An 11,804-nucleotide genomic window follows, 5' to 3' on the forward strand; every position below is an offset into this window, starting at 1 on the left:
CAAATTCACCTTATGGTGAAATCGATACAGGCTGCCGCCAGAGCGTCCGGCGGCAAATTCATCAACAATTCCAAGTTCGTCCACAAGATCGCTGCGGTTACAAGCCTTCCAGGGTAGAGCTGGCCTGCAACCATTGCATACAATCCCAACTGGGTTCGGTAGTTTTCCGGCACGTCCTCGGGCGTTAAGGGCACGGTCGCGTCGGATTTGTAGTCCACCACCTGTACCACATCATTGCTAACGATCAGCCGATCAATCCGCCCGGCCAGTTTTATCTTCTGGCCCCGACGGGTTGCTGGCAACAGGAACGGCACTTCGGCCCGGCTGGTTTCAACAAAAATTCCGGCCAGCGCCGGATTGGTCAGGATCGAGATTGCTTTGGCGGCAACCGACGCATGCAGATCCGGATGCGCCGGCAGCAGCACCGGCATGGCCTTGTCCACCACATTGTCCCAATCGGCGCGCGGCACGCGGCCCAGATGCTGCAGCAGGGCATGCAGCGCGATGCCGCGCTGCCGGGCGCTATCGGCATCGGCAAGGCCCTCAAGCGTCGTATCGAGCACCCGGATATCGCCGGTGGTTTCACCCGCCGAGGATGGCCGCACGACCGGGATGGTGCGGTAAGTCGGCAGTTCAGGCAGGGTGAGCGGCATGATCGCGGCCAGAGAAGCCTTCTCCAAAACCGTCGCAATCGACGCAGCGGGCCGCAGCCGCGGATAGATTAGGGCTGTCTCATTGCCCTGGGCATCCACCACGCTTTCGCCCAATGGACGCAGTGCCACGTCGATGGCCTCGTACCAGCTTCCCTCCAGCTGGGTTTCGGCTTTGCGGCCGGGCGTCAGCGCGCCGGTGATATATAGCTCGTCCTCGGCGCGGGTCATGCCGACATAGAGCTTGCGCCAGTATTCGGCCTTCTGATTGTCCTCGTCGGCGCTGCGGATCGGCGCGGTCTGCGGCGTATGCGTCTTGCCCGAGGAGGCGTGGATCAAGAGCGGACCGGGACTATCGGGCACCACATAGACCGGCTTGCCCAGCTTTTGCGCATCGGGCTTGCTCGCCGCATCGGCCAGAATGACGATCGGGGATTCCAGCCCCTTGGCGCCATGCACGGTCATCACCCGCACGCCAGAACCGGCCTCGGCCAGTTCGCGCTTGATCGAGACATGTGTGGCCCGCATGGCGGTGACGAACCCCTGTAGCGACGGCTGCTCGGTCTGTTCGTGGTCCAGCGCCAAAGCGAGGAATTCGGCGAACACGTCATCCACCTCGGTGCCCAGCCGGGCGTGGAAGCGCTTCAGCCCGCCTTCGGCATACAGCACCGCGGCAAAGAATTCGAAGGGGCGCTCGAAATCGAGCTGGCCGCGCCAGCGCTGCAGCCGTCCGGCGGCATCAATGGCTTGCGGCAGCGTCGATGCGGCAAGCGTCTGCCACAGGCTTTGCCTGCCGCGCCCATGCGCCAGCGCGAACAGCGCATCCTCGTCGATATCAAACAGCGGCGAACGCAACAAAGCCGCCAGCTGCAGGTCATCGGCCGGGTTGAGCAGCACATCGCACAGCGCCAAAAGGTCCAGCACGCCGATATGGGTGGTCACCGCCAGCCGATCGGCACCGGGCGTGGGCAGGCCCTGCTTGAGCAGAGCGCGGATCAGTTCGTGAAACAGGCTATTGCGCGACTGCACCAGGATCAGCACATCGTCCGCGGTGACCGGAGCACCATGCGGCGCGTGCGTCCGCCCACTATCGATCCAGCCGCGAATTTCCCCGGCAATGCGCTCGGCCACCTGCCGAGGCGCCGATTTTTCGATATCCAGCGCTTCGAGCGGCCATTGCGTATCAACCACATCGGCCTTGGGCTGGTGATAGGGTGGCCACAGCGTCACCATGCCACCGGCATCGGGGCGGGCGGTGTCGTGAATGACTTTGTCGTCGGCCAATAGCGCCGCCTGGATATCGGGCCGGTCGGCCACCAGGTCCACCGCCTGCAAAATGCCGGACAGGGTGCGAAAACTGGTATGCAGCGGCAGGCGCTCGAAATTGCGTCCCGCCGAAGCGGCGGCGCGGGCAAAATCGCGCCCGGTCTGCCCGAACAGACGCGGATCGGCGCCTTGAAAAGAGTAGATCGACTGCTTCTGGTCGCCCACCGCAAACAGCGACCTTGGCCGCTCCACCGCACCCTCGCCAACAAAGAACTCGCGGGCAATTTCGCGCACCACGCGCCATTGCTCGGGATTGGTATCCTGGCTTTCATCGACCAGAATGTGGGTGATCCCGGCGTCGAGCTTGTATTGCACCCACGGCCCCTGCGCCGTATCGGCAAACAGATCGCCCAGCTTCTCGATCAGATCGTCAAAATCCAGCAGCGACTGCGCCCGCTTGCGCGCTTCGAACCGATCCGAAATCGCGCCCACCACGTCGAGCAGCGCTTCGGAGCGTTCCACCAGCCAGACCGCATTGCGTTCGGCGGCAAGCTGTTCGAGCCGGTCGGCTTCCATCAGCGCCAGATCGGCCAGATCAGGATCGGCGGCACCAAAGGCCTTTTTCGGAAAGCCCTTGGGCACCGCCAGATCAGCGGTGAGGAAGGCCTTGAGCCAGTCGTCGAGCGACGGATTGGCTGGATCGATGCGCGCCAGCTTTTCCTCGAACGCGGTGCCCTGGCCCTTGGGCGGACAGATGGCCAGCAGCGCGGCGATTTCCACCGGCCCGATCAGCCGGGCGGACAGCATCTCGGCTTCGATGGCCGCCGAGGACGGGCCATTGCCCAGCCCGGTCAGCTGGCGCAGATTGGCTTTGGCCAGCGGGCGGTCGGCCAGCACCGGGCGCAGCTTGCGCCCTTCGGCTAGCGCTGCGTCGATGGCGGCGGTGATCTGCGCGTCGCTGAGCAGGGTGAACAAGGTCTCCACCGCTTGGGCCTGCGCCCCACCGGCGATGCCTCCGGCCAGCACGGCTTCGCGCGCCTCAAGGATCATCCTTGCCCGGTCATCGTCCTCGATGACCTTAAAATCGAACGGCACCCGCGCTTCGAGCGGGAACCGGTGCAGCACCGATTCGCAAAACGCATGGATGGTGACGATCTTGAGGCCCCCCGGCGTTTCCAGTGCGCGGGCAAACAGCGTGCGCGCCAGTTGGCGCTTGCGTTCATCAACCGGACGGCCGTCGAGCTTGTCCAACTCGGCATCAAGCTCAGCCTCCGGCAGCACCGCCCACTTCGCCAGCAGCGCAGACACGCGCCTCCGCATTTCAGCAGCTGCCGCCTTGGTATAGGTCAGGCACAGGATCGATTGCGGCGCCACACCCGACAGCAGCAGCCGCTGCACCCGCTGGGTCAGAACGTGCGTCTTGCCCGAACCGGCATTGGCCTCCACCCAGATCGACCAATCGGGATTTGCCGCCTTGCGCTGGTTGGCCGCCGTGGTGCTGGGAACGACGAACTTGGACTTCATTCGCCATCCTCGCCATCGGTCAGGGTCCATTCCGGGGTCCGCGCCAGATGCTCGTAGGCCCCGGCAAAGCGCTGTTTCGCCGAGGGATGAATGCGCGCCGCCATCGGCCGGTCTTCGAGCAAAAATGCGCTCACATGCCGCTGCATGCGGATCGCCGCCTCATCGGCAGCGCTCATCAGGTCGTGCTCGTCGCCAACCGAAAACGCTCTTTCGATAAAGGCATCCGGCCCGAGCGCGATCTTCACATAGGTCAGCGCGCTGGTATCGGCGGGCGGCAGATCGCCCAGCGCTCCGGCGCGGGCCATCGCCGCCTCCAGCAGCAATTGCGGGGCCTCGAATGCCTTCATTTCCCCCGGGCTGGGCGGCGTGCCGGTCTTGAAATCGATGATCTCGACCGTCCCGTCCATCATCTCATCGACCCGGTCGGCCCGGCCAGTGAGCCGGAACGGCTCGGCCACCTTCAGGTCCCATTCGCCCTTGATCTCGGCATGGCGCTGCTTGATCCGCGGCTGACGAGCCCGCTCGAATTCGAGGAAGGCGTGCGCCGCCGTATCGAAGCGCCGCAGCCAGATGTCGCGGCGTTCGCCGATGGCGTCGAGCCCGGCAAATCCCTCCCGCGCCATGGCGTTGAGCACATCGAGCGCCCCGGGGTCCATGACGTCACGGTTTTCTTCGACAAAGCGCGCAAAGATATCGTGGATGACGCTGCCGCGTTCGCGCCCGCCAGCTTCCTCGCCCAGCGGGTCCATCGGCCGCAGCCGCAGCACGTGCTTGGCATAAAGATCATAAGGCGAGCGGAACAGGGTTTCGATTTCAGTTATCGAAAGCTGGCGCGGCCGAATGCTTGCCGGTGGATTAGGGGCCGGACGCTGGGCCGCTCTGGTTTCGGCCACGGCATCGAGCCGGCGCGCCATGGTCAACCACTGCGCTCCCCGCGCGCGCCACTGCTTGCTGGCCTCCTCGCCTGCAAATGCTTCCAACCGCTGCACCAGTCGCGAGGCGATGGCGGGACTGGCGCCCAGCCGCTCCGAAAACGCGACAATGACTTCGCCATTGCCCAGCGCCATTTCAAAATCGTGCGCCGCCAGTCCCGCTTTGCGCTCGGGCGGCTCGAGCCCCGCAGCAAGGCGCATGCCCCGGCTGAGCCATGGACCAGGATCGGCCGCCTCTGGCCATTTGTCTTCATTCAGCGCCGCGATAATCAGCAGGTCAGGATTTTGCAGGCGGGCTTCCAACTGCCCCCAGATGGCAATGTCGTCCCGCCGCGCCAGCACATTGCGTACCTCAAAGCCCAGCATCAGCGCCTGCAACACGCCATCGAGCTGGCGCGGCGGAAAGGCAATGCCTTCGCCGCGATGCCCGGCCAGTTCATCGCCCCATTGCCGCAGTTCACGCGCCCCGGGCGTATCGACGCCGTCGATGACACCATAGGCCGCGAGCAGCGCAGCGGAAAACTGGCTGGCCTGAATGCTGGGTTGCGCCATCAAGGCCAGCAGCGGCGTGAGGCCGGTTTCAAGCTGTACCAGCAGCGCTTCGATCTCAACCGCATCCGTGGCGGTCAATTTGCGCACCGGATGCTTGGTCGTGCCATCGACATTGGCGGCCAGCAAAGCCCGCAGCCCGGCAAGACCGGGATTGGGACGCTGTCCGCGCAGCATGCCCAGCTCGATCAAATCAGCCACGCGGCTGACCTCGCTGCGCTCCATCCCGAACAGCGCGGCGCGATTGCGCAGCACCGCCATCAGATCAACCGGCGCACAATTGCCGCTGGCCAGCATCAGGATTTGGCGCAGCAGGCGGCCGGCGGCGGACTGGAACAGCGGCGCACCGGCGGCGTCATCGACCCGCACGCCGAAGCGCCCCAGTTCGGCGGCAATCCGGCGCGCCAGGTTCTGGTCGGGCGTGACGATGCCGCAAGTCTTGGCATTGGCTAGCGCGTCGCGGGCGGCGAGGGCGATGGCGCGGGCCTCCTCGTCTTCGGTCCGGGCGCTGAGCAGGGTCAGGCCGGCGCTGGCCTCGGCAAGTTGGGCTGGCAACAATCGGTTCTGGGCCCACAGCGCGGTGTCGTCGCTGAGTGCCAGGGCGCGGCGAACCAGCGTGGTGCGCGGCGACGTCTCGACCGCCAGTTCGGCCACATCCGAAATCGCCGCGTCCAGCGAGCGCAGCAGCTTGGCCAGGCCATATTGCGGATGACCGTGCGGATTATTGTCGGCCTTCAGCAGCGCTTCGTGGTCGGTCGGCGTCAGCGTTGTATCGAGGCCTGGCAGAACGATGGCGCCGCGCGGCAATTGGCTGATCGCCTTGAGCAGCGCCGCCGTGGCGGGGATCGAGCCGGTGGAGCCGGCGGCGATCACCGGTCGGTCGCCATAGATCAGTGGCGCGGCGCCAGCCTGCCGCAACAGGCGCTGATTGCGCAGGATCGACCGATCCGCCTTGCCGCGTTCATCCAGCACCGCAGGCCACACCTCGAACACGATCTTGAGAAAGCGCAGCGTCTGCTGCCAGTTCTCGGCCAGGTTTTCCGGCACGATGGCGTCAAGCTGGTGCGGGGCGCAGTCTTCGGCCGCCAGATCGTCCAGTAGTCCGCCCAGCGATTCCGACAGCGCCAGGATTTCGGCGGCATTGGGCGGCGAGGCGAAGGCGGCCTGGCCAGCCTCGGTATTGGCCCATTGTCCGACCAGCCGCGACAGCACCAGCCGCCGCTCCAGCGCCGAAACCGGCTCGGGCAATACGCTGACATCGATCGGCGGCAGGAACGGCTCCTCGTCCTTCTCTTCGCCGCCAAACGTACGGATATCGGGCAACAGACCCGTGCCGCGTTGGGAGAAGATATCGGCAAGGCTTAGCCGGGCACGGCGGGTTGGCAGCACGATGGTGACATCGGCGAGGCCAAATGGGCCGCCGAGATGCCAGCCGTTGAGCAGCGTGCCATCGAGAATCCGGTCGGCCAGCGTTTCGAGAAATTTGGCCTGCGGCGCGATGGTATAAAGCGGCTTCATGCCAGCGCCTGCTCGGCCAAAGCCAGCCCTTGCGGATCCCCGACGTGATACCAGGGTGCGTTCAGGGCAATGCCTTGCAGCGTGCCGCGCTCCAGCGCTTTTTCAAACAACGGGTAGAGCGAAAATGGCCCGTCCGGAGTGCCGGCGAATATGGATTTGCTCAGCAGCGCCACGCCGCCATAGATCACCGGCGCACCAAAATCATTGGTGATATTGCCGCGCGGATCGAGGCAGAAATCATGGCTGCGGCCAAAGCCGGTAGCGCGCGCCGGATGCACGCAGAGCAGCACGATATCGCTGCCCGAAGCGTCGAATTTCTCGATCATCCGGCCCATCGGCGCATCCGCTCCGGCGGGCCAGAACGCATCGGTGTTCATCACCAGGAACGGGTCGGCATGGAGCATCGGCAGCGCCTGCTTGATCCCGCCGCCAATGCCCAGCAGCGTCTCCTCGCGCGAGATTTTGATGCCACCGGCGAAATGGGCGATCACCTGCTCGGCCAGGTAATGCGTATTGGCGATGAAGCGTTTAGCCCCTTCGGCGCGGGCATTGAACATCGCCCGCTCGATCAGTGGCATCCCGGCGACCGGGATCAACGGCTTGGGCGTGGTCAGGGTCAGCGGCTGCATCCGCTTGCCCAGTCCGGCAGCCAGCAGCATCACGTCGGGGAATCGGTCGCTCTCGTTCATCGCCGGATTTGATGGGGCGGGGGCAGGATTGTCCAGCGCCTTGCCACTACCGGCGGGAGATCACCACGTCGCGGCCCATTCCCCCGGCACCGATGCTGAGCGTGATTTCCAGCGTCGCCGCGTCCAGCAGTTCCGGCGCGCGTTCCGGCCATTCGATCAGCACGATGGCGTTGGGATTATCCAGCAGCCCCAGTTCATCGATCTCGCGCGGATCGCCCAGCCGATAGAGATCGGCGTGCAGAATGGCGACGGGCCCGGCCTGATAGGGCTGCACCAGCGCAAAGGTGGGCGAGGGCACTTCGTGGTCGGGATCGCCCACCAGCGCGCGGATGATGGCGCGGGCCAGCGCGGTCTTGCCGGCGCCCAGATCGCCATGCAGCAGGATCAGGTCACCGGCCATGAGGGTCGTCGCAAGGTGCTGCCCGAGTGCCGCCGTCGCCTGGTCGTCCGGAAGGAACCGGTGTTCGGTGGCCATTATTCGGCGACAGCGGCCATGGCGCTGTCGCGGGGCAGGTTGACGGTGATGCGGCTGCCGCGCGGTTCGCGCTTTTCGGCAGTGATGATGCCGCCATGCAGGTTGACGAAGGTCTTGACGATCGCCAGCCCCAGCCCGGCACCGCGCTGGCGCCCGCCACCGGCCGGTGCGTCGATGCGGGTCAGGATGGCGGTCTTCATCTCGTCGGTCAGGCCCGGGCCTTCATCTTCGATGACGAACAGCATGCGTTCGGCGCGCGAGGAAACGCTGAGCCGGATTTCCCCGCCTGGCGGCGAGAAGCGAGCCGCATTGGACAGCAGGTTGTAGAGTATCTGCACGATGCGGGTACCATCGGCGATGAACGGCGGTAGGCGATCCTGGATATCAACCACCAGGTTGATCGGCTTTTCGCCCGAAATCTCGGGAAAGGTCGCCGATAGCCCGGCACGGGCCTTTTCCACCAGATTGTCGATCACCTGCAATTCGGGCCGCAGCTCGGCAATGCCGGCGTCGACCGAGGCCAGGTCCAGAATATTGTCGATCAACACGCCAAGGGTAACGCTCGAGGCGCGGATATAGTCGGTATAGGCGCGCTGGCGCTCATTGAGCGTGCCCACTTCGTCATGGGCCAGCAGGTCGGCAAAGCCGATGATATTGGTGAGCGGCGAGCGCAACTCATACGAGACGTTCTCGACGAACGCGTCCTTGAGCACGTCAGCAGCCACCAGCGCATCGTTGCGCTCCTTGAGCACGCGGCTGTAATTGGCGCTTTCGGTGACATCAAGGAAGGTCATCATCGTCTGCCCGTCGGGCAGGCGGGTAATCGCATAGTCCAGCAGACGCCCATCGGCGCGGTTGATGCGGCCGGTGGTGTCCGAGCGGGTCGGATTGAGATCGATGATCCCGCGCTTCAGGTCGCGCCAGATGGTGGCGCCATCGTCGGGCATCGCCCGGCCACAGGCTTCGGCGATCTGGTCGATATGGGGGTTCTGGCCCAGCGTGTTGGTGGGCAGTTTCCACAGCGAGGACAGCCGCGGATTGGATAGCGTCAGCCGACCATTGGTGCCGAACACCGCCACGGCCTCCGACAGCGCATTGAGCGATTCTCGCTGCACATTGGAAAGCGCCTTGTTGGTGCTTTCCAGCTTGAGGCGTTCGGTAATGTCGTCGAACACATAGATGACGCCGCCGCGTGGGCCGGCCGGGGCCGAAATCACCTTGATCGAGCGGCCATCGGGCAGGTGCCACGGCGGATTTTCGCGCGGCACCTTGAGCGTATAGGAGGTCAGGTGCTGGGCCCGCCAGGTCTGGTAATCGACCTGGGCCGGCAGCATGCCCTCGGTGCGCAGCTTGTCGAGGATGGCGCGTTCATCCAGCCCCAGCACCAGGAATTTCGGATCCAGGTTCCACAGCGCCGCATAGGCGCGGTTGAACTGCAGCAGTTCGCGATTGGCGTTGAAAATGGCAATCGGGGTAGCCAGCGCATCGATGATGCCACTGATATGGCTGAGCCCGATATCGTTCTGGTTGCTGTCGGCGTCCTGCTCCGGTCGGAAATAGCCGGCCATGCCACCGCCAATGGCAAACTCCACCAGCTCAAAACTCCCCTGGCCCGGCCAGGATACGTCGGTGTGGGTCGGCTCTGTCGCGGTCTTGCACGAGGCCAGATGCTGTTTGAGCAGCGGACCATCGAGCAGTTCGGGCGGCGCAGTTTCGCTGCCACTCTTGCCCAGCGCCTTGGCCAGCTGCAGATAGGCCACGTTGGCAAACATCAGCCGCCCCCTGGCATCGCGCGCAAAGGCAGGTTTGGTCAATACTGCCAGAATGGCGCGCACGCTGGCCAGATCGGTACTGGCGGCGCTGGCTTCGATGGTCGGCGCGACGTCGGTCTGCAGGAAGGCCGGACGCAGCCGGATGGCAGCGCCGCCGCCCAATACCCAGCCATTGGCGCGCATCAGCCTTCCGTCGAGCGCTGTCAGGCTGGCATTGAACGAGCGGCCATGCACGCGCAGCCCTTCGACCAGTTGCGCCAATTGGGTGGCACCGGCATCGGTCAGCCAGGAATTGAAATTGAGCAGGCTTTCCGGGCGACGGCCGGCCGGCAGCACGGCGGAGACCTGACCGAGGAACTTCGGTGCGTCGGCATTTTCGGTCCACAGCACGGTGACTTCGCGCGTGCCCGAAAGCAGGGCTTCATATTCATCGACAAGAGCGCGCAGGCCCGCAACCTGTTCGGCGGCCCGCAGGCGCTCGGCTTTGCTCTGGCGGGTGAGCGTGCGGACAACGGCCATGGCCAGCAGCGCAAAGCCTCCGGCGCCGACCGCGATGGCCAGCGGCGCGGCTCCGGCAATCGAGCTGCCGGTAACACCTTGGGCAAGACACGGCGCGGCGGTCAGAAGGGTCAGCGGAGCTGTGGCGGTTGCCACGAATCCCCAACGGTTCCGGAAGTATTCCGGCGTCATATGCTGCCTCATGTTTTATATTGATCGCTGCCAGTCAGGCCCGCTGCAACAGCAGGGTGGAACACGCGCACAAGAACTCAATCGGCAGTCTATGAACTGGCGATTCACCCGGTGGCGAAAACTCCCGACCGCCGAATCACTTCAACATAGCGGGCCGTGGAATCAGCTAAAAGAGTCTTAATGGCTGTGCGTTATGGGCATAAGATTGATTAGCCCTATTGACCGGAGAACGAAGCAGAAACGTTTGCGGTCGGCAACAAAACGGCCCGTCCATTTCTGAACGGGCCGCCATCCGATAAGTTCGTTCAGACCAGTCGATCAGTAGCGGTATTCGCCCGATTTGAACGGCCCGTTCTGCGATACGCCGATATAATCGGCCTGTGCCTTGCTCAGCTTGGTCAGCTTGGCGCCCAGCTTGGCTAGGTGCAGTTCGGCGACCTTCTCGTCCAGATGCTTGGGCAGCACGTGGACCTTGGTCTCGATGTTCTTGCCATTGGTCCACAGCTCGATCTGCGCCAGCGTCTGGTTGGCAAACGACGCGCTCATCACAAAGCTCGGGTGGCCGGTGGCGTTGCCCAGGTTGACCAGGCGGCCTTCGGACAACAGGATCAGGCGCTTGCCGCTCGGCTGTTCGATCAGGTCGACCTGTGGCTTCACATTGGTCCACTTGAAATTGCGCAGGCCCAGCACGTCGATTTCGTTATCGAAATGGCCGATATTGCAGACGATGGCCATGTCCTTGAGCTTGCGCATGTCATCGACCATCAGCACGTCTTTGTTGCCGGTGGCGGTCACCACGATATCGGCGCGATGGGCAGCCTCTTCCAGGGTCACGACTTCAAAGCCTTCCATCGCCGCCTGCAGCGCGCAGATCGGATCGACTTCGGTCACCAACACGCGGGCGCCAGCGCCACGCAGCGATTCAGCCGAACCCTTGCCGACGTCGCCATAGCCGCAAACGATGGCGACCTTGCCGGCCAGCATCACGTCGGTACCGCGACGGATCGCGTCGACCAGCGATTCACGGGTGCCGTACTTGTTGTCGAACTTGGACTTGGTCACCGAGTCATTGACGTTGATCGCCGGGAACGGCAGTTCGCCCTTGGCGGCAAGCTGGTTGAGGCGCAGCACGCCCGTGGTGGTCTCTTCCGACACGCCGCGGATATTGCCGCGAATGTTGGAGAAGAAGCCCGGGTTCTTGGCCAGGCGCTTCTTGATGGTGGCAAAGAAGATTTCTTCTTCTTCATTGCCCGGCTTGTCGAGGAACGATGCGTCCTTCTCGGCCTTGGCGCCATTGAGGATCAGCATGGTAGCGTCGCCACCGTCATCCAGGATCATGTTGGGGGTGAGCCCATTGCCCCAGTCCATCATGCGATCGGTGAAGTCCCAATATTCCTGCAGCGTTTCGCCCTTATGGGCAAATACCGGGATGCCGGCGGCAGCAATCGCTGCGGCTGCATGATCCTGGGTCGAGAAAATGTTGCACGACACCCAGCGCACTTCGGCCCCGAGCGCCACCAGCGTCTCGATCAGCACGGCAGTCTGGATGGTCATATGCAGTGAGCCGGCAATGCGCGCGCCCTTGAGCGGCTGCGCGGCGGCATATTCCTCGCGGATCGACATCAGACCCGGCATTTCGATTTCGGCGATCTGGATTTCCTTGCGGCCGAAATCGGCGAGGGAAATGTCTTTGACCGCATAATCGGTCGGGGTCTTGGTCATGGCGTGCTCCAGGCATG

At 64.1% G+C, this 11,804-nt stretch carries 6 protein-coding genes; all 6 read right to left on the reverse strand.

The annotated features are described in order from the left end of the window. Window positions 1-5: 5 nt before the first annotated feature. The 6 genes from addA to ahcY all read right to left on the reverse strand — a co-directional run bounded on the left by addA (window position 6) and on the right by ahcY (window position 11,787). A complete protein-coding gene (gene addA, locus ABIT12_RS13690) occupies window positions 6-3,440 on the reverse strand; it encodes a double-strand break repair helicase AddA (RefSeq protein ID WP_348044728.1) in 3,435 nt (1,144 codons plus the stop codon). Continuing rightward, on the reverse strand, window positions 3,437-6,439 hold the full coding sequence (gene addB, locus ABIT12_RS13695; protein WP_348044730.1) for a double-strand break repair protein AddB: 3,003 nt from the start codon (window positions 6,437-6,439) through the stop codon (window positions 3,437-3,439). Before addB ends, addA begins: the two co-directional genes overlap by 4 nt. Continuing rightward, window positions 6,436-7,128: a nucleotidyltransferase family protein gene (locus ABIT12_RS13700; RefSeq protein WP_348044732.1), complete on the reverse strand. Its 693-nt coding sequence runs from the start codon at window positions 7,126-7,128 to the stop codon at window positions 6,436-6,438. Before ABIT12_RS13700 ends, addB begins: the two co-directional genes overlap by 4 nt. Before the next feature lie 46 nt (window positions 7,129-7,174). After that, window positions 7,175-7,603, reverse strand: coding sequence for a tRNA (adenosine(37)-N6)-threonylcarbamoyltransferase complex ATPase subunit type 1 TsaE (gene tsaE, locus ABIT12_RS13705; protein ID WP_348044734.1), 429 nt, complete (start codon window positions 7,601-7,603; stop codon window positions 7,175-7,177). Continuing rightward, the gene (locus ABIT12_RS13710; protein ID WP_348044736.1) at window positions 7,603-10,029 is read right to left on the reverse strand and encodes a PAS-domain containing protein; all 2,427 of its coding nucleotides are present in this window, start codon (window positions 10,027-10,029) and stop codon (window positions 7,603-7,605) included. The genes tsaE and ABIT12_RS13710 overlap by 1 nt, the downstream gene beginning before the upstream one ends. A 354-nt stretch (window positions 10,030-10,383) precedes the next feature. Next, a complete protein-coding gene (gene ahcY, locus ABIT12_RS13715; RefSeq protein ID WP_348044738.1) occupies window positions 10,384-11,787 on the reverse strand; it encodes an adenosylhomocysteinase in 1,404 nt (467 codons plus the stop codon). Window positions 11,788-11,804: the final 17 nt, after the last annotated feature.

Source organism: Devosia sp., from assembly GCF_039927955.1.
Classification (GTDB): domain Bacteria; phylum Pseudomonadota; class Alphaproteobacteria; order Rhizobiales; family Devosiaceae; genus Devosia.